Origin of the sequence: Hydrocarboniphaga effusa AP103, from assembly GCF_000271305.1 — a bacterium.
Lineage (GTDB): Bacteria > Pseudomonadota > Gammaproteobacteria > Nevskiales > Nevskiaceae > Hydrocarboniphaga > Hydrocarboniphaga effusa.
In genome coordinates this window covers 637,424-663,262 of record NZ_AKGD01000004.1, presented here as the reverse complement: position 1 = coordinate 663,262, position 25,839 = coordinate 637,424, and the positions used below count along the sequence as shown (strand labels likewise).

28 protein-coding genes are annotated in these 25,839 nt (G+C 65.3%); 19 read left to right on the top strand and 9 right to left on the bottom strand.

All coding sequences use genetic code 11. The features are described 5' to 3' along the window. Positions 1-133 precede the first annotated feature (133 nt). On the top strand, positions 134-1,096 hold the full coding sequence (locus WQQ_RS22310; protein WP_007187550.1) for an acetyl-CoA carboxylase carboxyltransferase subunit alpha: 963 nt from the start codon (positions 134-136) through the stop codon (positions 1,094-1,096). Positions 1,097-1,165: 69 nt separating this feature from the next. Here the strand turns inward: WQQ_RS22310 and WQQ_RS23430 are convergent, their stop codons facing one another. Next, on the bottom strand, positions 1,166-1,630 hold the full coding sequence (locus tag WQQ_RS23430; protein WP_007187549.1) for a thioredoxin domain-containing protein: 465 nt from the start codon (positions 1,628-1,630) through the stop codon (positions 1,166-1,168). 113 nt (positions 1,631-1,743) lie between these two features. Between WQQ_RS23430 and tilS the strand changes: the two genes are divergently transcribed. From tilS to WQQ_RS23425, 11 genes are all read left to right on the top strand, one after another. After that, the gene (gene tilS / locus WQQ_RS22300; RefSeq protein ID WP_192813012.1) at positions 1,744-2,988 is read left to right on the top strand and encodes a tRNA lysidine(34) synthetase TilS; all 1,245 of its coding nucleotides are present in this window, start codon (positions 1,744-1,746) and stop codon (positions 2,986-2,988) included. 32 nt (positions 2,989-3,020) lie between these two features. After that, positions 3,021-4,655 carry a 3-(methylthio)propionyl-CoA ligase gene (locus WQQ_RS22295; protein WP_007187547.1) on the top strand — a complete coding sequence of 545 codons (1,635 nt, stop codon included), beginning with the start codon at positions 3,021-3,023 and terminating at the stop codon, positions 4,653-4,655. 269 nt (positions 4,656-4,924) lie between these two features. Next, positions 4,925-6,583 (top strand): CTP synthase, encoded by a 1,659-nt coding sequence (gene pyrG, locus WQQ_RS22290; protein WP_007187546.1) that lies wholly within the window; start codon positions 4,925-4,927, stop codon positions 6,581-6,583. 212 nt (positions 6,584-6,795) lie between these two features. Further along, a complete protein-coding gene (locus WQQ_RS22285; RefSeq protein ID WP_007187545.1) occupies positions 6,796-7,278 on the top strand; it encodes a DUF3015 domain-containing protein in 483 nt (160 codons plus the stop codon). Positions 7,279-7,378: 100 nt separating this feature from the next. Further along, positions 7,379-9,253, top strand: coding sequence for an Lnb N-terminal periplasmic domain-containing protein (locus WQQ_RS22280; RefSeq protein ID WP_157534838.1), 1,875 nt, complete (start codon positions 7,379-7,381; stop codon positions 9,251-9,253). A gap of 133 nt (positions 9,254-9,386) precedes the next feature. Then, on the top strand, positions 9,387-9,719 hold the full coding sequence (locus WQQ_RS22275) for a hypothetical protein (RefSeq protein ID WP_192813011.1): 333 nt from the start codon (positions 9,387-9,389) through the stop codon (positions 9,717-9,719). Between the two features lie 3 nt (positions 9,720-9,722). Further along, the gene (eno, locus tag WQQ_RS22270; protein WP_007187542.1) at positions 9,723-11,009 is read left to right on the top strand and encodes a phosphopyruvate hydratase; all 1,287 of its coding nucleotides are present in this window, start codon (positions 9,723-9,725) and stop codon (positions 11,007-11,009) included. A gap of 12 nt (positions 11,010-11,021) precedes the next feature. Then, a complete protein-coding gene (locus WQQ_RS22265) occupies positions 11,022-11,297 on the top strand; it encodes a septum formation initiator family protein (RefSeq protein WP_007187541.1) in 276 nt (91 codons plus the stop codon). Positions 11,298-11,312: 15 nt separating this feature from the next. Then, on the top strand, positions 11,313-12,029 hold the full coding sequence (gene ispD, locus WQQ_RS22260) for a 2-C-methyl-D-erythritol 4-phosphate cytidylyltransferase (RefSeq protein WP_040455321.1): 717 nt from the start codon (positions 11,313-11,315) through the stop codon (positions 12,027-12,029). Between the two features lie 7 nt (positions 12,030-12,036). Then, entirely contained in the window at positions 12,037-12,522 is a 486-nt protein-coding gene (ispF, locus tag WQQ_RS22255; protein WP_007187539.1) for a 2-C-methyl-D-erythritol 2,4-cyclodiphosphate synthase, read from the top strand. A gap of 93 nt (positions 12,523-12,615) precedes the next feature. Next, positions 12,616-13,227, top strand: a complete 612-nt coding sequence (locus WQQ_RS23425; RefSeq protein WP_007187538.1) for a TetR/AcrR family transcriptional regulator — start codon at positions 12,616-12,618, stop codon at positions 13,225-13,227. 21 nt (positions 13,228-13,248) lie between these two features. Here WQQ_RS23425 and WQQ_RS22245 read toward each other — a convergent pair whose 3' ends face one another. Continuing rightward, on the bottom strand, positions 13,249-13,785 hold the full coding sequence (locus WQQ_RS22245; RefSeq protein WP_040455319.1) for a Smr/MutS family protein: 537 nt from the start codon (positions 13,783-13,785) through the stop codon (positions 13,249-13,251). A gap of 94 nt (positions 13,786-13,879) precedes the next feature. Between WQQ_RS22245 and surE the strand changes: the two genes are divergently transcribed. The 6 genes from surE to murI all read left to right on the top strand — a co-directional run bounded on the left by surE (position 13,880) and on the right by murI (position 19,596). Continuing rightward, the gene (gene surE / locus WQQ_RS22240; protein ID WP_007187537.1) at positions 13,880-14,626 is read left to right on the top strand and encodes a 5'/3'-nucleotidase SurE; all 747 of its coding nucleotides are present in this window, start codon (positions 13,880-13,882) and stop codon (positions 14,624-14,626) included. A gap of 50 nt (positions 14,627-14,676) precedes the next feature. Beyond that, positions 14,677-15,303, top strand: a complete 627-nt coding sequence (locus WQQ_RS22235) for a protein-L-isoaspartate(D-aspartate) O-methyltransferase (RefSeq protein ID WP_007187535.1) — start codon at positions 14,677-14,679, stop codon at positions 15,301-15,303. Further along, complete coding sequence (locus WQQ_RS22230) at positions 15,303-15,911, top strand: DedA family protein (RefSeq protein ID WP_007187534.1); 609 nt, start codon at positions 15,303-15,305, stop codon at positions 15,909-15,911. The genes WQQ_RS22235 and WQQ_RS22230 overlap by 1 nt, the downstream gene beginning before the upstream one ends. After that, entirely contained in the window at positions 15,911-16,837 is a 927-nt protein-coding gene (locus WQQ_RS22225; RefSeq protein ID WP_007187533.1) for a peptidoglycan DD-metalloendopeptidase family protein, read from the top strand. Before WQQ_RS22230 ends, WQQ_RS22225 begins: the two co-directional genes overlap by 1 nt. 66 nt (positions 16,838-16,903) lie before the next feature. Beyond that, the gene (sppA, locus tag WQQ_RS22220; protein WP_007187532.1) at positions 16,904-18,793 is read left to right on the top strand and encodes a signal peptide peptidase SppA; all 1,890 of its coding nucleotides are present in this window, start codon (positions 16,904-16,906) and stop codon (positions 18,791-18,793) included. 8 nt (positions 18,794-18,801) lie between these two features. Next, the gene (gene murI / locus WQQ_RS22215; RefSeq protein WP_007187531.1) at positions 18,802-19,596 is read left to right on the top strand and encodes a glutamate racemase; all 795 of its coding nucleotides are present in this window, start codon (positions 18,802-18,804) and stop codon (positions 19,594-19,596) included. A gap of 7 nt (positions 19,597-19,603) precedes the next feature. Here the strand turns inward: murI and nadC are convergent, their stop codons facing one another. From nadC to WQQ_RS22180, 7 genes are all read right to left on the bottom strand, one after another. Continuing rightward, the gene (gene nadC / locus WQQ_RS22210; protein WP_007187530.1) at positions 19,604-20,476 is read right to left on the bottom strand and encodes a carboxylating nicotinate-nucleotide diphosphorylase; all 873 of its coding nucleotides are present in this window, start codon (positions 20,474-20,476) and stop codon (positions 19,604-19,606) included. Positions 20,477-20,579: 103 nt separating this feature from the next. Then, complete coding sequence (locus tag WQQ_RS22205) at positions 20,580-21,386, bottom strand: EAL domain-containing protein (RefSeq protein WP_007187529.1); 807 nt, start codon at positions 21,384-21,386, stop codon at positions 20,580-20,582. 55 nt (positions 21,387-21,441) lie between these two features. Next, a complete protein-coding gene (locus WQQ_RS22200; protein ID WP_007187528.1) occupies positions 21,442-21,849 on the bottom strand; it encodes a hypothetical protein in 408 nt (135 codons plus the stop codon). Then, positions 21,846-22,472 (bottom strand): acyl-homoserine-lactone synthase, encoded by a 627-nt coding sequence (locus WQQ_RS22195; RefSeq protein WP_007187527.1) that lies wholly within the window; start codon positions 22,470-22,472, stop codon positions 21,846-21,848. The genes WQQ_RS22200 and WQQ_RS22195 overlap by 4 nt, the downstream gene beginning before the upstream one ends. Positions 22,473-22,681: 209 nt before the next feature. Then, the gene (locus WQQ_RS22190) at positions 22,682-23,467 is read right to left on the bottom strand and encodes a LuxR family transcriptional regulator (RefSeq protein WP_007187526.1); all 786 of its coding nucleotides are present in this window, start codon (positions 23,465-23,467) and stop codon (positions 22,682-22,684) included. A 120-nt stretch (positions 23,468-23,587) separates the two neighbouring features. Further along, positions 23,588-24,487 carry an ornithine carbamoyltransferase gene (argF, locus tag WQQ_RS22185; protein ID WP_007187525.1) on the bottom strand — a complete coding sequence of 300 codons (900 nt, stop codon included), beginning with the start codon at positions 24,485-24,487 and terminating at the stop codon, positions 23,588-23,590. Positions 24,488-24,633: 146 nt separating this feature from the next. Further along, the gene (locus WQQ_RS22180; RefSeq protein ID WP_007187524.1) at positions 24,634-25,209 is read right to left on the bottom strand and encodes a superoxide dismutase; all 576 of its coding nucleotides are present in this window, start codon (positions 25,207-25,209) and stop codon (positions 24,634-24,636) included. A 292-nt stretch (positions 25,210-25,501) separates the two neighbouring features. Here WQQ_RS22180 and grxD point away from each other — a divergent pair, with 292 nt between their 5' ends. Continuing rightward, complete coding sequence (grxD, locus tag WQQ_RS22175; protein ID WP_007187523.1) at positions 25,502-25,828, top strand: Grx4 family monothiol glutaredoxin; 327 nt, start codon at positions 25,502-25,504, stop codon at positions 25,826-25,828. The last annotated feature ends 11 nt before the right edge of the window (positions 25,829-25,839 follow it).

Genomic DNA, 25,839 nt, shown 5'->3' with positions numbered 1-25,839 from the left:
GTCGAACTGGACGCAGACTCTCGGCGCCATGCGCTCGCGTAGGGTTTTGGCGTTCAGCCGGGATTCGAAACTCGGCGCAACTCGTTGTAGCATCGGCACATACGGGAACTGTCTCCACCGGCCGGACTGCCGCATGAACCTGAATTATCTGGATTTCGAACAACCCATCGCCGATCTGCAGCAGAAGATCGAAGAGCTGCGCTACGCCACCGCGGGCAGCGAAGTGAACCTCACCGAGGAAATCGGCCGTCTCGAGCTCAAAAGCAAGGAGCTCACGCGCCAGATCTTCTCCAACCTGAATCCCTGGCAGGTGGCCCAGCTGGCCCGCCATCCGCAGCGTCCGTACGCGCTCGACTACATCAAGACCCTGTTCACCGACTGGGAAGAGCTGCACGGCGATCGTCACTTCATGGACGACCCGGCCATCGTCGGTGGCATGGCGCGTCTCGACGGCCGGGCGGTCATGGTCATCGGCCAGCAGAAGGGCCGCGACGCCAAGGAGCGCGTGCATCGCAACTTCGGCATGCCGATGCCCGAGGGCTATCGCAAGGCGCTGCGCCTGATGAAGATGGCCGAGCGCTTCAACCTGCCGATTCTCACCTTCATCGACACCCCGGGCGCGTTCCCGGGCATCAGCGCCGAAGAGCGCAACCAGTCCGAAGCCATCGCCCGCAACCTGTTCGAGCTGTCGAACCTGCGTACGCCGGTGATCGCGACGGTGACGGGCGAGGGCGGCTCGGGCGGCGCGCTCGCGATCGGTGTCGGCGATCACGTGATGATGCTCCAGCACAGCATCTACTCGGTGATCTCGCCCGAGGGCTGCGCCTCGATCCTGTTCAAGTCGGCCTCGCGCGCGAGCGAAGCGGCCGAAGCCATGCGCATGACGGCCAAGGATCTCTACGAATTCAAGCTCATCGACGAGATCGTGCCCGAGCCGCTGGGCGGCGCGCATCGTGATTACGAAAGCACCATGGCGGCGGTCAAGAATCGCCTGGTCGCCAACCTCGAGCGCCTGCGCTCGGTGCCGATGACCAAGCTGCTCGCCGATCGCTACCAGCGCCTGATGTCGTACGGCGCCTACGATCAGCGCCACTGACCGCATCGCCTCGCCGCTCACGAAAAAGCCCGCGAAAGCGGGCTTTTTCGTTGAAGCGCGGTCAGGCGATCAGGGCGAAAGCCCCTCGACCGGAGCCGCGGAATCGGGCGTCGCCGGCGTGCTCGTCGGCAAGGCGATCTTCGAGAGCTCCTTGCGAATCTGATCGACCGTCATCTCCTGATGCAGCTCGCCCACCTTGTTGCCGGACGAGTCGATCAGCGCGAGCCAGCCGGTGGCCTTGTTGCTCATGTAGAGCGAGTAGAGGCCGAGCTTTTGCGCCTGTTCGCGCGACTTGGCCTTGCGCTCCTCGTTGGTCACATCGAGCCTGACGAACTCGACGCTGCGCTCGAAATCCGGTTTCACCTCGGCGATCTTCGGCGCGATGAGCTTGCAGTTCATGCACCAGTCCGCATAGAACCAGACCGCCATCGGTTTGGTCGGCAGCGGCTTGTTGTCGGCGGCCCGTGCCAGCCCTGCGAGGCCGAGTATCAGGGTCAGCGTCGTGATCGTGATCAACCGCATCCGCATCTGCATCGTGTCTCCCTTTGCCGCATGTCATTTTTCATGCAACGGTGTTTTCGCAAGCTTAGCGGCGCTTTGGTGAACCGCAGCGTGAACTCGCGGGATCGCTCGCTATGATGCACCGCATGGCATTCGATCCTGCCCGATTGCGGCTCACCGCCCCGACAGGGGCGACACGATTCTGCGTCGCTTACAGCGGCGGCGGCGATTCGACGGCGCTGCTGCTGGCCTTGTCGACGCTGGGCCTGCCCGCGCTACGTGCGGTGCACGTGCATCACGGGCTGCAGGCGATCGCCGATGACTGGGTGCTGCACTGCGAGCGCCGTTGCAGGCAGCTCGAGGTTCCGCTGCAGGTGCTGCACGTGAACATCGAGCCTGACGACGCGCTGGGCCCGGAAGCCGCGGCTCGGGAAGCCCGGCATCGGGCGCTGATACAAGCGCTGCAGCCGGGCGAGGTGCTGGCGATGGCGCATCACCGGGACGATCAGGCCGAGACCTTCCTGATGCGCGCCTTGCGCGGCTCGGGCGTTCGTGGACTCGGCAGCATGCGGGCGCTGCGCCGCTTCGGCGAGGGCTGGCTCTGGCGTCCGCTGCTCGATGTGCGGCGCTCCGAACTACTCGACTGGGTAGCGGCACGGGGGCTCGACTGGGTCGATGATCCGCACAATGCCGAGCCGCGTTACGAGCGCGTGCGCCTGCGTCGCGAAGTATTGCCGCTGTTGCATCATCGCTGGCCCGCGGCGACCGAATCGCTCGCGCAATCGGCGCATTGGTGCGCCGAGGCGGACGATCTGCTCGACGAGCTCGCGGGTCTGGATGCCGCGAGCGTGATCGAAGCCCAGGGCCTGTCGATGCGCGGCCTCGCGGCGCTGAGCGCTGCGCGTCGGCGCAATCTGCTGCGTTGGCACCTCGAACAGCAAGGCCTGCCGCCTGCGCCTCGGACGGCGTTCGCGCGTTTGCCGGAATTGCTGGCGGCGCCGCCCGATGCGGAGCCACTGCTGAGCTGGCCTGGAGTGGAGCTGCGACGGTATCGGAAGCATCTGCATCTGATGCGTCCGCTGCCGCCGGCGCCCGAAGGGTTCGAAGTGGAGTGGGACGGGGGCGCGGCGCTGAACCTGCCGCCGGGCTGCGGTGAGTTGAGGGCTTCCGCGCAGCGCCGCTACACGGTGCGCTTCGCGAGCGGAGGCGAGCGGTTTCGGACAGAGGCCGGTCAGCCGAGCCGCAGCCTCAAGAATTTGTTTCAGGAGCGTGGTATTCCGCCGTGGAAGCGGTGCCGCACTCCGCTGGTATTCGAGGACGGCGAGCTGGTCTGGGTCGGTGGCTTGCCCTGGCAACCCGCCGAGGCCCGGATCGAATGGCTGCACTCATAACAACGAAAGATCGATAAAGGACGGAGACAATCATGAACGGATTGATGATGGACGCGCCGCTGCTGATCAGCACGCTGCTTGAGCATGCCGAGCGCTGCCACGGCGACGTCGAAATCGTTTCACGGCGGGTCGAAGGCGGCGAAGGCGATGCGCGCTTCCACCGCTACACCTGGCGCGAGGCGGCCAAACGCTCGCGTCAGCTCGCCAATGCACTCAGCCGGCTCGGCGTGAAAGCCGACGACCGCGTCGGCACGCTTGCCTGGAACGGCTACCGACACCTGGAGCTCTACTACGCGGTCTCCGGTTCGGGCGCGATCATCCATACGGTGAATCCACGGCTGTTCCCCGATCAGGTCGCCTGGATCATCAACCACGCCGAAGACAAGGTCTTGTTCTTCGACATCAACCTCGCCCCGCTGGTCGAGAAGCTCGCCCCGCAGTGCACGAGCGTGAAGACCTGGGTGGCGATGACCGATGCGGCCCACAAGCCGACGCAGGCGATCCCGAACCTGGTCTGCTTCGAAGACCTGATCGCGGCCGAGAACGACGACTACGCCTGGCCGCAGTTCGACGAAAAACAGGCCGCCGGCCTTTGCTACACCTCGGGCACCACCGGCAACCCCAAGGGGGTGCTGTATTCGCACCGCTCCTCGCTCTTGCACGCCTACGGCTCCTGCCTGCCCGACGCGCTGAACATCTCCTCGCGCGACGTGGCGCTGCCGATCGTGCCGATGTTTCACGTCAACGCCTGGGGCATGCCGTATTCGGCGGCCCTGGTCGGCTGCAAGTTCGTGCTGCCGGGGCCGGCGCTCGACGGCGCCAGCCTCTGCGAGCTGTTCAACCGCGAAGGCGTGACTTTCTCGGCCGGCGTGCCGACGGTCTGGCTCGGCATGCTCCAGTACGTGCGCGAAACCGGCATCAAGCCCGAGGCGCTCGAGCGCTGCATCGTCGGCGGCTCGGCTTGCCCGCCGTCGCTGTTCGAAGCCTTCGAAAAGGAACTCGGCGTGCTGCTGAAGCCGGGTTGGGGCATGACCGAAATGTCGCCGCTCGGCTCGGTGAACTCGCTCGCCCCAAAGCACGAGGCCCTGCCCGAGGCGCAGCGCCGGGCGCAGGCGCTCAAGGCCGGCAAGCTGGTGTTCGGCGTCGCGGCCAAGATCGTCGATGGCGACGGCAAGCCGCTGCCGAACGACGGCGTGGCGTTCGGCGACCTGCTGGTGCGCGGCCCCTGGGTCATCGAGCGCTACTACAAAGGCGAGGGCAGCCCGCTGGTCGACGGCTGGTTCCCCACCGGCGACGTCGCCACCATTGATGCGGACGGTTTCATCGGCATTACCGATCGATCGAAGGACGTGATCAAGTCCGGCGGCGAATGGATCAGCTCCATCGATCTCGAGAACATCGCCATGAGCCATCCGGCCGTGGCCGAGGCCGCGGTGATCGGCGTCGCGCACCCCAAATGGGACGAGCGACCGATCGTGGTCGCGGTGCTGCGCCAGGGCGCGACTGTCACGCGGGAGGAGCTTCTGGCCCATTTCGACGGCAAGATCGCCAAATGGTGGCTGCCCGACGACGTCGCCTTTGTCGACGAATTGCCGCACACCGCCACCGGGAAAGTGCAGAAACTCAAGCTTCGCCAGAGCTTTTCGGATTACAAGCTGGCGGGTTGAGGGGGCGATCGGACGCATTCGAATCGGCGAGCTGGCTGTCGCTCTCCCGCGAGCGGGCGGGCGTCCCGTCGGAGGCGAGGAGAGAGAGCGGGCCTGCGAGAAGTGACGCGTTTCCATCAGACCCTCTCCCGCCCGCGGGAGAGGGGATACGCAACAGGCCCCGAAACGCATGCAGGATGCCCCCGCGCGTATGCGAGCAAGTCGACTGTGCATGGCAGGCAAAGGGCCCATGCCGTAAAATTCGCGAAACCCCCAGCCTGACCCTATCCATGCCGAACGCCAGTTCGACGCGTTTTCTGTTTGTGACGGGCGGCGTGGTGTCCTCGCTCGGTAAAGGTATTGCCGCTGCCTCGCTCGCCGCGATTCTCGAATCGCGCGGGTTCAAGGTGCGCATGATCAAGCTCGATCCTTACATCAACGTCGACGCCGGAACGATGAGCCCGTTCCAGCACGGCGAGGTGTTCGTGACCGAAGATGGCGCCGAAACCGACCTCGACCTCGGACACTACGAACGCTTTTTGCGCGGCAAGACCAACCGCCATTCCAACCTGACCACCGGCCAGGTCTACCGCAACGTGCTCGAGAAGGAGCGTCGCGGAGACTATCTCGGCCGCACCGTGCAGGTGATTCCGCACATCACCGACGAAATCCAGGCCGCGATTCGCCGCGGCGCCGAAGGCGCCGACATCTGCATGGTCGAGATCGGCGGTACCGTCGGCGACATCGAATCGCTGCCGTTCCTCGAAGCCATCCGCCAGATGGGCGTCGAGCTCGGCCGCCGCAACGCGATGTACATGCACCTGACGCTCGTTCCGTTCGTGAAGGCCTCGGGCGAGCTCAAGACCAAGCCGACGCAGCACTCGGTCAAGGAACTGCGCGGCATCGGCATCCAGCCCGACATCCTCGTGTGTCGATCCGAGCGCCCGTTGCCGGACGCCGAGAAGCGCAAGATCGGCCTGTTCACCAACGTGCCGTACAACGCGGTGATCTCGGCGATCGATCTCGACGACATCTACAAGATTCCGAACTGGCTGCATCAGCAGGGCCTGGACGACCTCGTGGTCGAGCACTTCGGCCTCGAAGCGCGTCGCGCCGACCTGTCGAGCTGGGAGCGCGTCGTCGAAGCTCGCGATCAGCAGGACGTGGAAGTGCAGATCGCGATGGTGGGCAAGTATGTCGACCTCGCCGACGCCTACAAGTCGCTCAACGAGGCGCTGACCCACGCCGGCCTGCACGTGCACACGCGCGTGAAGATCCGCTATATCGAGTCCGAGACGCTCGAGCACCAGGGTACACGCGTGCTGCAGGGCGCTGACGCGATCCTGGTTCCGGGCGGCTTCGGCGAGCGCGGCATCGAAGGCAAGATCATGGCCGCCCGCTATGCGCGCGAGAACAGGATCCCGTATCTCGGCATCTGCCTCGGCATGCAGGTGGCGGTGATCGAGTTCGCGCGCAACGTCGTCGGCCTGGCCGGTGCGCATTCCACCGAGTTCAACCCGGCCAGTCCCCATCCGGTGATCGGCCTGGTGACGGAGTGGATCGACGCCACCGGCCGTATCGAGCGCCGCGACGACAAGTCGGACATGGGCGGCACCATGCGCCTGGGCATCCAGAACTGCCGTCTCAAGGCCGGCAGCAAATCGCGCGCGCTCTACAACGCCGAAACCATCGCCGAGCGTCACCGTCACCGCTACGAGTTCAACAACAACTATCGGTCGACCCTGACCGAAAAGGGCCTGGACATCGTCGGTGTGTCGGAAGACGAAGAACTCGTCGAGATGATCGAGCTGCCGGAGCATCCGTGGTTCGTCGCCTGCCAGTTCCACCCGGAGTTCACCTCGACTCCGCGTGACGGTCATCCGCTCTTCGAAGGGTTCGTCAAGGCGGCCCGCGAGCAGCATCTGGTGCATCAGCTCAAGACGGTTTGAAGCGGTCGACCAGAGGCGCCCCGAGCCGGTTCCGGTTCGGGGCGCTTTTGGTTTCTGCGGTGACCATGATGTTTTCATTAGGCCGTTTCGCAGAGCGCTTTTTTCTTTTTTGGGGTGGTATGGTCCGACTGGGTCCGAAGTGCCGGACCTAGGGAGCCGTGGCGATTCCATCGCCACGGATGTGGACTGACTACACGAGAAGGATATTCACCATGATGAAAAAATACGCGATCGTCGCGAGCCTGTTCCTGCTGCCGGTCGGTAGCGCGATGGCCGATAAAGACGTGGGCTGCGGCTTGGGAACGCAGATCTGGGAGGGTAAGTCCGGCCTCGCCGCCAAGGTTCTGGCAGCGACCACCAACGGAACCTTTGGCAACCAGACGTTCGGCATCAGCTCCGGCACGCTCGGTTGCTCCAAGGACGGCGTGATCACGGCGGCCGACCGCCTGCCGATGTTCGCCGGTGCCAACCTCGATCAACTCGCCACCGAAATGGCGGCCGGACAGGGCGAGGCACTCGGCACGCTGGCCTCGCTCTACAACGTCGATGCGCAGGATCGCGCTGCATTCAATGCGACGCTGCAAGCGCACTATGCCGAAATCTTCAGCAGCGCCGATGTGGCCGCCGCTGATGTGCTGCAGCACGTCGAAAGGGTAATGGCTCGCGATGCGCGCCTGAGCCGCTACGTCGCCTGAGGCATATCGAAGATGGGCGGCGGCTTCGGTCGCCGCCTTTTTTATGCGCCAGCTTTTTCTGCTGACTCTGTTGGGCCTGCTGAGTCAGGCCGCTTTCGCCGTGGCCGCAGACGCTGCGGTGGTGGTGCCCGATGCTGGTTACCTCGCCGAACTCAAGCAGCAGGCGCACGAGCGCCGGCTCGACCATGCACCGATGTGGCAGCGCCTGCTGCACTATCGGCCGAGCAGCTGGCCTGGAGGTGTCGAGAGTACGGTCGATTTCCCCCAGTTTTTTCTGGCTGCCGACGGCAAGCACGATCCGCGAGCCGAACTGGATACGACGCTCGATTCCTTCTTCGGCGAAGGGCAGCGCGAGGGCGAGCCTGCGCAATGCCGGGCCAAGGCACGCTACGAATGGCTCAAGAATGAGTTGGCTTTCGATTCGCGACGCTTGCCCGAGCAGGTCTGCGAGCGGTTCGATGAATGGTTGCGCGGGCTCGATGCGGCGGCACTGGCAGTGGTGTTCGCATCCAACGATTTGTACAGCCCGTCGTCGATGTTCGGCCACACCTTGTTGCGTGTCGATGCGCATGGCCAAGGCGGTGACGATCGGCTGCTGGCTTACGCAGTGAACTACGCGGCCAATACCGGTGAGCAGAACGGACTCACCTACGCGGTGCGCGGGCTCGGAGGTTCCTATGCGGGCACGTTCTCGATCTACCCTTATTACGAGAAGGTCAAGGAATACGCGCGCTTCGAGCATCGCGATCTCTGGGAATACCCGCTGCAACTCGACCACGCCGCGGTGCAGCGCCTGCTTCGGCATTTGTGGGAGCTGCGCGGCGTCGAATTCGATTACTACTTCTTCACTGAAAACTGCTCCTATCAACTACTGAGCCTGCTCGAAGTGGCGCGGCCGGATCTGCGGCTGGTCGGCCGTTTCGATGGGGGCGTTCCGTATGCCATTCCGATCGACACCGTACGCGAACTGCGCCGGCAGCACCTGCTCGGCGCTCCGGTCTATCGGGCTGCGCTGGCCCAGCAGCTGCGCTATCGCTTGCAGCGCATGCCGCGGGCCGATCGCGAATGGGCGGTCGCTTACGCGCGCGGGGACGCCGGGTTCGATGATTCGCGATTCGCCCGGGCCGAGCCAGCGGCTCGGACTCGCATGCTGGAAACGGCGCAGGACGAGCTTTATTTCCTTTTTCGTAGCGGTGCCGTGCAACGAGAATCGGGCATCCGGCGCTCACGCGAGGCGCTGGTGGCGCGTTCGCGTATCGCCGAGCCGGCCGACTTCGAGGCCGTTCCCCGTCCGGCCTTCTCGCCCGATGAAGGGCATGGCAGCGGCCGCTTCGGCCTGGGCCTGCGAAATGATGGAGCCGACAGCGCGGCCTTGCTGCGGATACGCCCTGCCTACCACGATCGGCTCGATCCCCCGGCCGGTTATCTGGCGGGGGGTGAACTGGAGTTCTTCGATCTCGGCCTGCTCGCGGATGAGCAGGGTGTCGATCTCGACAGCCTTCGCTTGCTGAGCGTGCAGGCGGTGTCCCCTCGCGATGTCGCATTCAGGCCCTGGTCTTGGCAGGCTTCGGCCGGGGTGCGGCGCTCGGCCTTGCCGACTCTGCGCGCCGGCGGCTCCCTGGGTGCTTATGCCGATGGCGGCGGTGGGTTGGCCTGGGCGCCGGTCGTCGGTGTGCAGACTTATGGATTCGCGTTCGTGGAGGTCGATGTGAATCGTGATCGCGGGCAGGGCTATGCCTTGGCCGGAGGTTTGCGCGCTGGCGTCTCGGCGCAATGGTCGACGCGATGGACTCAGCAGCTCGAGCTCGATGCCCTGTCCGATCTGGCCGGCGGTGCAATGGATGTGATGCGGCTGCGTTGGGGTGCGCAGTGGCAGTTCATTCCGACGCAGGGGCTGCGCCTGCAACTCGCTGGCGCGCAGACGAAGGACAGCGACGACGGCAGCGCGGAGCTGATCTGGCTCCACTACTTCTGACGGATTCGATGCCGACAGCAAAACCAATAAGGCATTGAAGGCCGCTTTTTTTTGTCGCCGAGCGAGTGGCCAGCGCTTGCGAGGGCGCAGCGGGCCGACGGTCGCGAGCGGAGCCAGCAGCAAGCAGTTCAAGGTGCCGCCGCTCGATCCGCCGATTCCTCCGTCACCCGAACTGCTGCCGATCGAGTCGACGCTGACCGTGCGCGTCGCTGCAACCGACGCTCATGTCGTCGACGACGTCGTCGGCATCGAAGCCCGGCCGGCATTTGATGGACGCGCCTTGGCTCCGCTAAACAACCTCTACATCTTCGTCGGCGTCGCCTCAGGCGCTGACGCTGCGGTTCAGTCAGCGGAGCGGTTAATCGAGCGCGCTTTCAATCTTTGGCGGTACAGGGAGCCCCCCGCTACAATTCACCGGTTATTCGGGTTCACCCCCCTTTCGTCCCAAACAACCAGGAAAGCCTGACGCATGTCGAAGATCGTCCAAATCTCCGCACTCGAAATCATCGATTCCCGCGGCAACCCCACGGTGGAAGCCGAAGTAGTGCTGGAGTCCGGCGCGGTCGGCCGTGCGGCGGCTCCGTCCGGCGCTTCGACCGGCACGCGTGAGGCAGTCGAGCTGCGCGACGGCGACAAGAAGCGCTACCTCGGCAAGGGCGTGCTGCAGGCCGTCGACAACGTGCATACCGAGATCGCCAAGGCCGTGCTCGGCCTCGACGCACAGGATCAGGGCGTGATCGATCAGGCGCTCATCGAAGTCGACGGCACCGAGAACAAGGAGCGCCTCGGCGCCAACGCGCTGCTCGCGGTTTCGCTGGCCAACGCGCACGCCGCCGCTGCCGAAAACGATCTGCCGCTGTTCCGCCACCTCGGCGGCATCCAGGCCGACACGCTGCCGGTTCCGATGATGAACGTCATCAACGGCGGCGCCCACGCCGACAACAACATCGACATCCAGGAATTCATGATCCTGCCGGTGGGCCTGCCGAGCTTCGGCGAAGCCCTGCGTTGCGGCGCGGAAATCTTCCACACCTTGAAGAAGGTGCTGAAGGAAAACCGCCACAACACCGCCGTCGGCGACGAAGGCGGCTTCGCGCCGAACCTGCCGTCCACCGAAGCCGCGCTCAAGGTGCTGGTCGAGGCGATCGACAAGGCCGGCTACAAGGTCGGCAAGGACGTTTATCTGGGCCTCGACGTCGCCTCGAGCGAGTTCTTCAAGGACGGCAAGTACGACCTCGAAGGCGAGCGCAAGAAGCTCAGCTCGGCCGAATTCGTCGACTATCTCGCCGACCTCGTCAACCGCTATCCGATCCTCTCGATCGAGGACGGCTGCGCCGAAAACGACTGGGAAGGCTGGGCACTGCTGACCAAGAAGCTGGGCAACAAGGTGCAGCTGGTCGGTGACGATCTGTTCGTGACCAACACGCGCATCCTCTCGCGCGGCATCGCCGAGGGCATCGCCAACTCGATCCTGATCAAGCCCAACCAGATCGGCACGCTGACCGAGACGCTCAATGCCATCCGCATGGCGACCGACGCGGGTTATTCGGCTGTGGTTTCGCATCGCTCGGGCGAAACCGAAGACGCGACGATCGCGGACATCGCGGTCGGCACGGTGGCGACGCAGATCAAGACCGGTTCGCTGTGCCGCAGCGATCGCATGGCCAAGTACAACCAGCTGCTGCGCATCGAGCGTTCGCTTGGCAGCCGCGCGCGTTATCCGGGTGCTGCTGCTTTCCCGGTGAAGCTGGGCTAAGCTCGCGCCCAAATGCGCAAAACCGTTGCCATCGTCGTGCTGTCCGCGCTGCTCACTGTTTTGCAGTGGCGGCTGTGGGTGGCCGACGGTGGCGTCGCGCATACCAGCCGACTCAAGGCTCAGGCGGCAGTGGCGGCAGCGGAGCTGCAGACGCTGCGCGTCCGCAACGCTTCGCTGGAAGCCGAAGTGCAGGATCTCAATTCGGGCAAGGCCGCCATCGAATCACGCGCCCGCGTGGCGATGGGCATGATCCGCCCCGAAGAAACCTTTTATCTCGTCGTCGAGTAAGCGTCCGCAGCCCTCATGAGCGGCCGTCCCCAGCGTTACTGGGCCGTGGTTCCCGCTGCCGGCGGGGGCTCGCGCATGGGACTTGCGCGTCCCAAGCAGTACCTGCCGCTGCGCGGTCGCACTCTGATCGAATGGAGCCTGGCTCCGTTTCTCGATTGCGGCTGGATCGACGGCGTCGTCGTGGCGCTCGCCAAGTCGGATAACGAATTCGCCCGCTTGCCGGTGGCACGACATCCGAAGATCGTCATCGCCCAGGGCGGCGGTGCGCGCGCCGACTCGGTGATGGCCGGCCTCGAAGCGGTGGCCGAGAAGACCCGGACTCTGGCCGCAGCCGTGCAGGTCCTCGTGCACGACGCGGCGCGCCCCTGCCTGGACTGGGCCGATCTCGATCGCCTGCGCGACGAGGCCGATGATCAGCACGGCGGCCTGCTCGCGCTGCCGATGAGCGACACGCTCAAGAAAGCCAAGCAGAACAAGGTCAAGGAGACGGTCGATCGCGCCTTCTACTGGCGCGCGCAGACCCCGCAGCTGTTCCGCCTCGACCTGCTGACTTCGGCGCTGCGCGAGTGCTCCGAGCGTTCGTTGCAAGTCACCGACGAGGCCAGTGCGATGGAGTGTGCCGGCTACGAGCCGCGTCTGGTGCGCGGTCGCGAGAGCAATCTCAAAGTCACGTATCCCGAAGATCTCGTGCTCGCCGACTTCTGGCTGCAACGACAAGAGCTGCAACCCTGAGAAGACCATGAGCATGCGCATCGGACACGGCTTCGATTCCCACCGGCTCGAAGCGGGCGAGGGCATGCGCCTCGGCGGCGTCTGGATCGCCTGCGACTGGCGGCTGGTGGCGCATTCGGACGGTGATGCGCTGATCCATGCGCTCTGCGATGCCTTGCTCGGCGCGATCGGCGGAGGAGACATCGGCCGCCTGTTTCCGGACAACGACCCGCAGAACAGGGGCATGGATTCGCGCATTTTCCTGCGCGAAGTCATGCGCCGGGTTCGTGAGCAGCAATACGAAGTCGTCAACGCCGACATGACCTTGATCGCGCAAGTGCCGCGCATGGCCCCGCATGCACGCGCGATCCAGGACACGCTCGCGGCCGAACTCGGGGTCGAGCCCGAACGCGTGAACCTCAAGGCCAAGACCAACGAGGGCATGGGCCATCTCGGCCGGCGCGAAGGCATCGCCGCCCATGCGGTGGTTTTGCTGCAGTGCGTCAAAAAATGACGATCAAAATCAGCGTGCTGGCTCTGACCATATCGGCCTGCCTATAATCCGGGGATGCAGACTGCGCCCACCAAGCCGGCACGGCGTCGCCCCATGAGGGGAGGTCGTGACACCCGCGAGGAGATCCTGGCCTCGGCCGAGGAGCTGTTGCTCAAGCGCGGTTTCAACGGATTCAGCTACCAGCACATTGCGGTCAAGCTCGGCATCCGCAACGCGGCGATTCACTACCACTTCACGACCAAGGAAGACCTCGGCGTGGCGCTCGTGCGCCGGTATCGCCTGCGTTTTCTGTCCTGGACCGATGAAACGGCGGCGACCCAGGTCAGCGCATTCGAGAAACTCGTTTCGTATCTGCAGACCTATATCGATTACCTCGAGGGCCGCTGGCGCATTTGCCCGGTCGGCATCTTCGGTGCCGAGTTCGACGCCATTCCCGATCTCATGCGTCGGGAAGCGCAGATGCTCATGCGCGATGTCTACGAGTGGATGGTGATGACCTTGCAGGAAGGCCGTCGCGACGGTTCGATCGCCTACGAGGGTGATTCGCGCGACAAGGCGATGGAAGTCGCCGCTGCGCTGCAGGGTGCCCTGCAGTTCGCGAGCATCGCGGGCCGCGAGCGTTTCGAGCAGGTGTTCCGCCAGATCGCGCTCGGCTTGCAGCCGGCGTCGGCCAAGCGGAGCGACGCGGTCAGCCAGGCCGCCTGAGCTGAGCTTCGCGCCGCGCCTTCAGTTGGCGCGCAACAGCACGTAAATCGCCCCGGTTCCGCCATCGTGCGGCCTCGCGCTGCAGAAGGCGAGCACCTCGCGCCGCTTGCGCAGCCAGCCGTCGAGCAGGCTCTTGATCACCGGCCCCGAGTTCGGCGAGCCGTTGCCCTTGCCGTGAATGATGCGCACACAGCGCCAGCCGCGGTCCTGGCAATGCGCCAGAAAGACCGCGACTGCACCCTTGGCCTTGTCCCGATTCAGGCCGTGCAGGTCGACCTCGCCTTCGAGCCGGTAGCTGCCGCGGCGCAGCTTGCGGAACACGCTGTCCTGGATACCCTGCGAACGGTAGCTCAGGGTGTCGCCGCTCTCGAAGGTCTCGGGGTCGGGGCCGTCGAGCATTTCGGCAAGCACCGCAAGTTCGTCGAGTCGCGCCTGTCTTGGCTGGGCCGAGGGCAGCGGCTTTTCGATCACGATGCGCGTGGTTTCGGGCGAACGCTGCACGCCTTCCATCGCCTTGCGAAAGGCGCTGAGGTCCTCATCATCGTCGTGGGCGCTCATGGCGGCGATTTTGCGGGAAATTGAATCGGAGAAGGTCAGCGGATCGACACGCTCGGTTGGTACACTAGCCGAACTTCTGACCTCCATCGAGGCCATGCGGATCCTCCTTTCGAACGACGACGGCTGCACCGCGCCGGGCCTGCTGGCCCTGCGCAAGCGGCTCGCTGAACAGCACGACGTCACCATCGTCGCTCCCGACCGCAATCGCAGCGGGGCGAGCAACTCGCTGACCATCCTCAATCCCCTGCGCGTGCACCGGCATGGCGACGACGTGATCTGCGTCGACGGCACGCCCTCGGATTCGGTGCACCTGGCGCTCAACGGGCTGCTCGACGAGCGCCCGCAGATGGTCATCTCGGGCATCAACGCGGGCGCCAACCTGGGCGACGACACGCTCTACTCGGGCACCGTCGCCGCGGCGATGGAGGGGCGCTGGCTCGGGTTTCCGGCCATCGCCATCTCCAACGTCTCGATCGCGCCCAAGCACTGGGAAACCTCGGCCGAAGTCGCCGCGATCCTCGTCGAGCGCCTGGGCCGCGAGGCGCTGCCCAAGGACACCATCCTCAACGTCAACGTGCCGGATCTGCCGTTCGACGAGCTCAAGGGCTTCGAAGTCTGCCGGCTCGGCCATCGGCATCGGGCCGAATCGGTGACCAGGACGGCCGATCCGCGCGGTCGCACGATCTACTGGATCAACGCTGCCGGCCCCGGTGCCGACGCCGGGCCGGGCACCGATTTCCATGCGATCGACAACGGCCGCGTCGCCATCACCCCGCTGCTCGTCGATCTCACGCGTCACTCGGCGCTCGAATCGCTGTCGACCTGGGTGCGCGGTCTGTGACGGTGCAGCGCCACCATCACGCCCGTGGTCTGGGGCTGACCTCGGCGTCGATGCGCAGCAAGCTGCTCAACGAGCTGCGGCTGTCCGGCATCCACAACGAGAAAGTACTCGAGGTCATGGGGCGAATCGCGCGCCACGAGTTCGTCGAAGAGGCCTTCTCGTCCGAGGCCTACAAGAACCGCTCGCTGCCGATCGGCCATGCGCAGACCATTTCGCAGCCCTTCATCGTCGCGCTGATGACGCAGGCCGCGCTCGGCGCGCCGGGCACCGCCAAGCCGCGGCGCGTGCTCGAAGTGGGCACCGGCAGCGGGTATCAGACCGCTGTGCTCGCCGATCTCGTCGAGGCGGTCTTCACGGTTGAGCGCATCCGTCCGCTGACCGAATCGGCTCGCCAGCGCTTGCAGCGGCTCGGCTATCGCAACGTGCATTTCGGCTACGCCGACGGCATGCAGGGCTGGATGCCCTATGCGCCCTACGACGCCATCGTCGTCACCGCGGCCGCCCAGACGGTGCCTCCGAGCCTGCCCGAGCAGCTCGCTCTCGGCGGCCGGCTGGTGATTCCGGTCGGTGCCGGCAAGGCGCAGAAGTTGCTGCTGATCGAGCGCCATGCGACTTATTACAGCGAAACCGTGCTCTCCGACGTGACCTTCGTCCCGCTGCTGGCCGGGCGCATTTGATGGAACAGTTCGGCATCTGGTTGCAGGAGCTCGTGAGTCGGCTCGGCTATCTCGAGATCGCCTTGCTGATGGCCCTCGAATCGAGCCTGTTTCCGGTGCCTTCGGAGCTCGTGATGATTCCGGCCGGCTATCTGGCCGCGCGCGGAGACCTCAACCCCTGGCTCGCGGCGCTGTGCGGTGCGGGCGGCTCGCTGGTCGGTGCGAGCGTCAATTACATGATCGGCCGCTACGTCGGCCGGGCGTTCCTGCTGCGCTACGGGCGCTATCTGCTGATCGACCAGGTCAAGTACGCCGAAGCCGAGGCGATGTTCTCGGCCAACGCCAGGCTGGCGACCTTCGTGGGACGCTTCATTCCGGTCGTCCGGCACCTCATTTCCCTGCCGGCGGGCGTGTTCAGCATGGGGCTGATACCGTTCGCCGTGCTGACGACGGTCGGCTCGGGGCTCTGGTGCGGCTTTCTGGTGGCTCTGGGCTATTACTTCGGCGAACCCGTGGTCGCCGTCGTGAAGACTTACACGCACGAGGCGACCCTGGTCGCGGTGGCTGCGATGGCCGTTTTCATCGCGTGGTTCCTGCTGAAGCGCCGAGCCCCGGCGCCTAGAGACTGATGATCGAGATTGGCAAGTCGCTGCGCCTGATGGCTTTGACGTTCGTGCTGCCGCTGGCTGGCTGCGCCGGCATGGCGAGCTGGGAAACCGATGGCGGGGCCGAGCAGCAGAGCTACAACAACGAGCTTCCGGCGCCGGTGCAGCGCGAAAGCCAGCCGATTCCGCAGCGCCCGGTCGGTCCGACGGATCATCTGGTCAAGAAGGGCGACACGCTCTATTCGATCGCGTTCCGCAACCAGCTCGATTATCGCGAGCTCGCGCGCTGGAACAACGTCGGCTCCGACTACACGATCTACACGGGCCAGGTGCTCCGGCTTACACCGCCGGGTGCACTCGCCCCGACCGGCACGCGCGTAGCGGTGCAGGGCGTCGACCTCAACGAGACCGCCCGGCCGCAGGCCCTGTCGACCCAGCGCACGCCGGTCTTGGTCGCGCCGATGCCGGCTCCGAGTTCCGGGCCAGTGCCAGTCGCCTCATCGGCCGAGCCGTTTCCGACCCCGACACCGACGCAACCGGCGACCACGCCGATCATCGCCACGCCGGCCGGCACCGGTGGCCAGCCCGGCTGGCGCTGGCCGGTCGACGGTGTCGTCGCTCGTGGCTTCAACCCGGCCAGCGGCTCGCGCGGTCTGGATTTCACCGGCACCGTTGGCCAGCCGGTGGTCGCGGCCTCGGCCGGCAAGGTGGTCTACAGCGGCAGCGCGCTCAAGGGTTATGGCGAACTCGTCATCATCAAGCACGACGATCTGCACCTGTCGGCCTACGGCTACAACCGCAAGCGTCTGGTCAGGGACGGGGATGTCGTCGTCGCCGGCCAGCAGATCGCGGAACTCGGCGTCGGTCCCGAGAACAAACCAGTGCTGCACTTCGAGATTCGCGAGCGCGGCCGCCCGATCGACCCGGTTCCCTTCCTGCCCAATCGCTAGTCCCGCGCCTGCCGCCATCCCAGTCCAGGCGTCACCCCGACCGTCATTCGCCCACTCCAGGTGCCCATGAGCGACAACCAGCCCGAGCGTAAATCCTTCATCCGCCGCGCCTTCGGCGGCCTGTGGTCGCTGATCGTCAACCTCTACCGCGGCGTGATCATCATCAGCTTCCTGTTCTCGATCTACCTGATCTGGAGCGCGCTCACGGGCGGCGGCAGCAAGAAGGTGGAGAACAACGTGGCGCTGGTGCTATGGCCCAGCGGGGCGCTCGTCGACCAACTCGACAGCGATCCGGGCCAGCGCCTGCTCGAACAGTTCAACGGCGAACCGCCGTCGCAGACCCGCCTCGGCGATCTGGTCGAGGCCATCGAGGCCGCGGCCGACGATAGCCGCATTCCGCTGGCCGTGCTCAAGCTCGACAATCTCACCGCCGCGAGCATGCCGCAGCTCGAGGAGCTCGGCGCCGCGATGAAGAAATTCCGCGACAAGGGCAAGCCGATCTACGCCTACGGCCCGTCCTACGACCAGACCGGCTATTTCGCGGCCTCGCTGGCCGACGATATTTCAATGGACCCGTTCGGCAGCGTGATGCTCGAGGGGCTGTCGGTCTACCAGAACTACTTCAAGGACGGCCTCGACAAGCTCGGCGTCGAGATCAACGTGTTCCGCGTCGGCGAATACAAGTCGGCGGTCGAGCCGTTTTTGCGCAACGACATGTCGGAGGAGGCGCGCGCCGCGAATCGCGAATGGCTCGGCGATCTCTGGAAGAACTACGACCAGGTGGTGGCGGGCAACCGCCAGTTCGAGGCTGGTTTCTCGGACCGCTACGTCGCCGGCTTCCGTGACGCGCTGAAGGCGCACGAAGGCGATACCGCCAAGCTCGCGCTCGACGCCAAGCTGGTGACGCGTCTCGAAACCCTGTCCGAGTTCCGCCGCCGCATCGGTGAGCAGGTCGGCGAGGACGAGGATCACGGCAGCTTCCGCCAGATTCACTACGGCGAATACCTGCGCTCGGTCCGCTCCGACCGGCGCGGCACCGACGCCAGCGGCAAGAAGAGCCAGGTGGCGATGATCGCGGTGCAGGGCGAGATCGTCGACGGCGCCGGCGAAGCCGGTCAGGCCGGTGGCGACACCATCGCCGACTTGCTCGACGAGGCTCGCCGCGACGACAAGGTCGCCGCCGTGGTGCTGCGCGTCGATTCGCCCGGCGGCAGCGTCTGGGCGTCCGAGCAGATTCGCCGTGGCGTGCAGGAGCTCAAGGCCGGCGGCAAGCCGGTGGTGGTATCGATGTCCTCGATGGCCGCCTCGGGCGGCTACTGGGTCAGCATGGACGCCAACCGCATCTTCGCGCACGAGTCGACGATCACCGGGTCGATCGGCATCTTCGGATTGATTCCGACGCTCGACAAGCCGTTCGCCAAGCTCGGCATCCACACCGACGGTGTCGGCACCACGCCGCTGGCCGGCGCCTTCCGCATGGATCGCCCGCTGTCCGACGACGTCAAGGCCATCATCCAGTCGCAGATCGACAAGGGCTATCACAACTTCATCGAAGGCGTGGCGGCCGGGCGCAAGCTCGAGGTCAAGCGCGTCGACGAGATCGCGCGGGGTCGGGTCTGGAGCGGCAAGCATGCCAAGCAGATCGGGCTCGTCGACGAATTCGGCGGCCTGGAGCAGGCGGCGGCCTCGGCCGCGCTGCTCGCGGGCTTGAGCGAAGGCAGCTGGAAGCTCAAGCCCTATGAGCATCCCGCCGGTGGCCCGTTGTCGATGCTCGCGCAGTTCTTCGGCTCGGCCGGCATTCGCCTCGACTGGCTGCCGAGCGGCATCCGCCTGCCGCTGCAGGGTTGGCTCGAGCATGCGGACGTCAACCAGGCGCTCGCGCTGCTGAGCGATCGCCGCGGCATGTACGCCTACTGCTTCTGCGAGCCCGCGCTGAGCAGCCAGACGCGGCACTGAGCGACGCGGTGAGTCCAGCGCCGAGCGCGGGTCCGGGCGCCGATCCCATTGGCGTCTTCGATTCGGGCGTCGGCGGGCTGTCGGTGCTGCGGGAGCTGCGCCGGCAGCTGCCGGCCGAATCGCTGCGCTATTTCGCCGACAGCGGCCATTGTCCGTACGGTGGCAAGACGCAGGCGCAGATCCAGGCGCGCGCCTGCGAGATCACCGAGCGTTTTCTGCAACGGGGGGCCAAGCTCATCGTCGTCGCCTGCAATACCGCGACGATCGCGGCCGTGGAGCATTTGCGCGCGACCTATCCGGTTCCTTTCATCGGCATGGAGCCCGCCGTCAAGCCGGCCGTCGCGGCGACACGCAGCGGCGTGGTCGGCGTACTCGCGACCGGCGCCGCGCTCGCGGGGCAGAAATTCCATACGCTGATCCAGCAGCACGCCAGCAGCGTGCGCATGATCACGCAGCCATGCCCGGGGCTCGTCGAGCACGTCGAGCGCGGCGAGATCGATGGCGATGAGGTTCGCGCGCTGCTGCGGCGCTACGTGAATCCGCTGATCGCGGCGGGCGCCGACGTGCTCGTGCTCGGCTGCACGCACTATCCGTTTCTGCGCGAGGCGATCGCCGAGATCGCGGGCGAGGGCGTGCAGCTGATCGACACCGGCGCGGCGGTGGCGAGGCAGACCGCGCGCGTGCTCGAGCGCGAAGGCTTGCAGAACGCGCCCGCAGCGGTCGGCGACGTGAGTTTCGAGACCAGCGGTGATGCGGCGCTTGTGATGCCGGTGATCGGACGGCTCTGGAATCTATCTGCCTAGTCGACGATCAGGCGAAGCGCATCGACAAATCGACCGCGCGCAGGTGCTTGGTCAGGCTGCCGATGGCGATCCGATCGATGCCCGTCTCGGCGTAGCCGCGCGCGGTCGCGAGCGTCGCGCCGCCCGAATATTCGAGCTGCGTCCTGCCGCCAGCCGCGCGATGCGCACGCACGAGCTGTACAGCCTCGCGCAGCATGTCGAGCGTGAAGTCGTCGACGAGCAAAAGGTCGACGTTCTCGGCGATCGCGATGCGCGCCTCATCGAGGGTTTCGGCTTCGGTCATCAGCGGCACGCCCGATTCGAGCGCGCGCGCCTGCGCGATCGCGGCCGCGATTCCACCGGCCGCGGCGATGTGGTTTTCCTTGATGAGAATGCCGTCGTAGAGCCCGATGCGATGGTTGTAACCGCCGCCGCACACCACCGCGTATTTCTGCCCCTGGCGCAACCCCGGCAAGGTCTTGCGCGTGTCGACGATGCGGCAGCCGGTGCCGGCCACGGCGTCGACGTACTGGCGTACGCTGGTCGCGGTGCCCGAGAGCGTCTGCAGGAAATTCAGCGCGGTGCGTTCGCCCGTGAGCATCGCGCGGGCCGGACCTTGCAGCGTGAACAGCACTTGATCGGGCGCAACCTGCTCTCCGTCGGCGACGTTCCATTGCACGCGCACGCGTGCATCGAGCTGGCGAAACACTTCATCGACCCAGTCGCGGCCGCAGACGGTGGCGGCTTCGCGCGAGATCACGCGGGCGCTGGCTTGTTTGTCGGCGGCGATCAGGCGCGCGGTCACGTCACCCGTGCCGACGTCTTCGGCAAGTGCTAGGCGCACGCTGTCGGCGATGCCGGCTGCGCAGTCGGGGCTGATCGAGGGGCCGCTGTGGGACATGGGGCGTGAGCGTCTGACGAAAAGGGCGCTTAGTTTAGTCGCCTCCCATCATGCTCACGTTGTGCGCTGTCCGGCCGTACATCGATGCCCGCTTAAAACCACTTCAAAACTGCCGTTCGAAATCGACCGCCGAAAGTCCTTCCGAATACAGGAAGCCCTGCAGCTTGGCGACGCCACGCGCGACCACGATGCGTGCGTCTTCGTGGGTCTCCACACCTTCGGCGATCAGGTCGAGCCCGAGTTCGCGACCCAGTCCGACCACCCAGCGCATCACCGCCTGGCCCCGCGGATCCTGGCTCAGGTTGTGGACGAAGCTGCGATCGATCTTGATGCCGGTGAACGGCAGGTGCCGCAGATTGCCGATCGACGAGAAGCCGGTACCAAAATCGTCCATGTACAGGCCGATGCCGAGCGAGGCCAGATGATGGAGGCGCTCGATCACATGGCCATCGTGGCCGATCAGCACGTTCTCGGTGATCTCGAGCGACAGCGCCCCGGGCAACAGGCCGCTGACGTGCAGGGCGTCCATCACCCGGTCGATGAAAGCCGCATCGCGCAGCTGCACGGGCGAGACATTGACGTTGAGGCGGAAGTCGGGCCGGGTCTTGCGCCAGGCGTGAGCCTGTTTGCAGGCTTCGGTGAGCGTCCAGGCACCGAGCTGATGGATGAGCTCGCACTGCTCCATCGCCGGAACGAACAGAGCAGGCGATTGCGCGCCCATCGGATGCGCCCACCGCATCAGGGCTTCCGCGCCCCAGACCTCGCCGTGCATGTCGAGAATAGGCTGATAAGCGAGCCAGAATTCACCCAGGCGAGCGCCCGTGCGAATCTCGTTTTGCAGCTCCCGGCCCGCGAGCAGGTTCGGTGCGAGTTCCGAACGTTTGAGGCTCGATGGTGATTGATCGCTCATGGCGGCGGCGCGCTCGCGCCTCGAGGGGCTGACCCAGTCCGGCCGGCGGTCTGCATTAATCGGCGCCATACTCGAAACTCAACACGTCGTCGCTGAAACTCACCTGCACCTTCGGCAACGAGGTGCTCATCAGCGCAGCGGCTTGGTCGGTGGACACATGGGGCTTCCCTTGCGAGTCTTCGGTCGCCAGGGCTCGCGCAAGGGTATGCGCATCGCCGTGGTCGGCGTCGGGCTCGTTCTCGACCAGATTCAGCACCGCTACCGACAAGCCGGGCTGGCGGCGGCGCAACTGCAGGGCATGGCGCAGGCTGTGTACGGCCGCTGCCGAGTGGTCGTTGACGACCACCAGTGCGTCGCAGCCCGCGGCCGTGGTCGATTTGCGCCGATTGGTGCGGCGTCCTTCGAGCAGATTGCTCCAGCGTTTGGCCTGCTCGCCGCTGCCGAGGACCAGGAGCCGGCTCATGCGGCCACCTTGAGGTCTTCGATCGGGGTCGGCATCGGGTGGCCGAGGATCACGTGGCGGGTGTGGGCATCGACCTCGATACGGCAGGCCACCGTGGTGACCTTGCCGATACGCACGGCCGGGCCGTAACGATGCAAGACCAGGCCCAGGTTCTTGAGCAGGCGCTCGATCGCCACGCTGACGACGATCACGTACTGGTCGATGCCGTTGTCGACCGCGAGCTGGGTCGAGGCTTCAACGAGCGCCCGGGCGACGCGGTTCAGGCCGAACGCGCTGCGCTCTTCTTCGGCGTCGACGGCGAAGCGGCTGATTTCCCAGATTCGGCGTGCGCGGGGGGCGCGGTGGCCGTGCAGCAGGGGCTCGAAAGCCGGAACGTCGGCCATCATGTAGGGCAGGGTGGTGGGGCGCAGGCGCCAGCTGCCCTGGGCCTTGCCGTCTTCATCGGCGATAACGACGTAAAGGCTGTAGTGGTCGTCGAACTGATCGGACTCCATTCCGTCGCTGCACTTCACTTCCCACTGCAGGCGCTCGTGGAAAACGCGATAGCGCATGCGGAACATCGACTGCGCGTGGGACTGGGCGAACTGCGGATCCTGCAGCGAGCCGGTGATGACCTGAGACATGGACGGTGACTCCGATGGGCGGGAAGAGGCCCATAGGAAACCGCTTATCAACTAGGTCGTAGCCTGTAATTTCTTACAGTGATTTGTATTGCGTAGCCGTTTGGCAGACGAACGGTCGAAACGCCGGGAATGTAAAAATTTCTTCATCGCCGCAGGTCCGGCGAGGCCTGCGAATCCTCATCAATCCGGCCGCGGGCGAACTTGCCGCGCTAGTGAACGCGGTCTTCGAGCAGACGCTTGGAGTGCGAGAGCCGGTCCGGGTAGATGTTCGGAGCCACTTCGCCGAGCGCGATCGCGCGTGCGATGGCCTGACCGCGGTTGCTGACGCTGAGCTTCTGCTGGCAGCGCGCGAAGTGGAACACCACGGTGCGCTCGGTGATGTTGAGCTCCGAGGCGATCTCGCCCGCGTTGTAGCCTTCCGCGGCGAGGCGCAGGCACTGGCGCTCGCGCTCGGTGAGCCGCTGCGGAGGCTCGCCGCGCAACTCGGAGGTCGGCGCCAGTGCGATCCGGCGAACGCATTCGTGCAGATGCATCGTGAACCACTGGGCCCGGCTTGCCAGGCGCGCCCGTTCGATCCGGTCTTCGGGCAACGGCGTGTCGCGCGACAGGCTCAGCAGCGTGGATTCGCCCTGGGCCCCATGTAGCGGAATCGTCAGCCCATGCGCCAGGCCGTGCTCGGCGGCTTCCCTGAACAGCTGGCTCACGGCCGGATGGCTGCGATCCACCTGATCCCACTCGATCGGCAGCGTCGAGGTCACCACCTGCTTGAGTACCGGATCGATGAGCATGTAGCGCTGCTCGTCGTAGCGGGCTCGCCAAGCGGCCGGATAGCCGCTCAGGATCAGCTGCATCGGCTGGGTCAGCGGGACCGGAAGCCGGAAGCCGAGCAGGAAATGTCGGAAGCCGAGCAACTGAGCCACGCCTCGGCATTCGGCGTAAGCCCGCTCAATGGTGTCGGCGGCCTTGATGGCTTCGGCAACGATGAAATCTTGCATGGCTCATGACTCGGATCGGCGGCGGGTAATCTGGCTTCGATCATCCGCAGTCAACCATAGCAAGCCTTGAACCAGTAATAGCAAATTTTATCGGGCCAGGACGACCGCCCGCCGGAGCCCTCAGCTCAGAAGTAAGAATTCCAGCAGCGCCATTTGCGCCCACATCCGGTTCTCGGCTTCATCCCAGACCACCGATTGAGGGCCATCGATGACCGCCGCGGTCACTTCCTCCCCGCGATGCGCGGGCAGGCAGTGCATGAAGATCGCATCCGGATGAGCGCCCTGCATGAGCGGCAGGTCGACCTGGTAGTCCGCGAAGGCACTGAGCCGGCGCTGCTGCTCGGCTTCCTGGCCCATGCTGGTCCAGGTGTCGGTGACGATGAGGTCGGCACCCGATACCGCCTCGGCCGCCGAGCGGCAAATGCGCACCGAGCCCTTCGCCGCGGAGACGATGTTTTCGAGCGGCCCGTAGCCTTGCGGGGCCGCAACGTTGAGCGTGAAGCCGAACAGCTGCGCCGCTTCGATGAACGAATGGCAGACGTTGTTGTTGCCGTCGCCGACCCAGGCCGCGGTCTTGCCGCGGATGTCGCCGCGGTGCTCCATCCAGGTCTGGATGTCGGCGAGCAGCTGACACGGGTGGTGGATGTCCGACAGCCCATTGATGACCGGTACGCGCGAATGCAAGGCGAGCTCGGTCTGATCGGCCTGCGAGTTGTTGCGGATCATGATCGCGTCGCACATGCGCGAGAGCACGCGCGCGGTGTCGGCGATCGGCTCGTCGCGGCCGAGCTGGGTGGTTCCCGCGTGCAGGAACAGCGCATGGCCACCGAACTTGGCCATGCCTGACTCGAAGCTTACGCGAGTGCGGGTGGAATTCTTGGTGAAGATCATCGCCAGCGTACGGCCGACGAAGGGGCGATAGCCGGGGTCGGGGGAACGGCGCAGTTCCTGGGCTCGCTTCACCACCGAAAGAGCCTCGGCCGGGGAGAGATCGCTGAGCTTGAGGAAATGGCGCGTCATGTTCGTAGCCTGTTGTCGCGGAGTGAAGCAATCCGAAATGGAAAATACCGAGGGAAAACGCTTGATAGCTGAAAAACAAAAGGGCCGCGCCATCAAGCGCGGCCCTCAGTCGTTGCGGCTTGCCGCAGCGGCTGACGCTCTGGAGATTAGCCCAGATTCTTCTCGACGAACTCCCAGTTCACCAGCGCCCAGAAGTGCTCGAGGTAGGTCGGGCGGGCGTTGCGGTAGTCGATGTAGTACGCGTGTTCCCAGACGTCGGCCGTCAGCAGCGGGGTCTTGCCTTCGGTGATCGGGGTCTGCGCATTCGAGGTGTTGACGATGGCCAAGCTGCCGTCGGCATTCTTGACCAGCCAGGTCCAACCCGAGCCGAAGTTGCCGATGGCGGATTCGGTGAACTGCTTCTTGAAGTCTTCAACACCACCGAAGGCTTTGACGAGCGCGTCGGTGAGTTTCTTGCCGGGCGGGGTCTGCTGGGGCGTCAGCGAATTCCAGAAGAAGTTGTGGTTCCAGACCTGGGCCGCGTTGTTGAAAATCTTGCCCGAGGATTTCTTGACGATTTCTTCGAGGCTCAGGTTTTCGAATTCGGTACCGGCGATCAGCTTGTTGCCGTTGTCGACATAAGCCTTGTGGTGCTTGCCGTAGTGATATTCCAGGGTTTCGGCCGACATGTGCGGCGCGAGGGCGTCCTTGGCGTAGGGCAGTTCGGGAAGCGTGAGGGCCATGATATTCCTTGTCTCTGGCGGGCCAATGGTGCTTGGCAGCTGGCTCGATGATGGGGTTGATCCTGAGCGTCCCACTTGGATAGACCACTAGACAGCGGGTGGACGCGCGGCGACACGATAAAGCCGCCTTCCATCAGTTTCAACAGGCTGGCTTGACGCAGGCTTGCTGTCGCGGCGCGGGCGGGAATGGTTCTTGCTCATGAGCGTTCCGGCGAGTTTTCAGCGGGGTTCGCCCAAGCCGCTTATAATCCGCGGCCGCAATTCCTCCCCTACGCACTCACTGGAGGGTGTCATGGATGCTCTGGAACGCATCAAGAAGCAAGTCACCGACAACCCCATCATCATCTACATGAAGGGCACGCCGGATTTCCCGCAATGCGGGTTCTCGGCCCGCGCCACTCAGGCGCTCAATTCCTGCGGCGTCGAGTACGCCTTCGTGAATATCTATGAGGACGAGGAGATCTACCGCGCCCTCCCGAAGTTCGCCAACTGGCCGACCTTTCCGCAGCTGTACGTCAAGGGCGAACTCGTCGGCGGCTGCGACATCACGCTCGACCTGCATCAGTCAGGCGAGTTGCAGAAGATGTTGCAGGAGGCTGCGACCGCCAAGGCCGCCTGAGCTTCGACGCT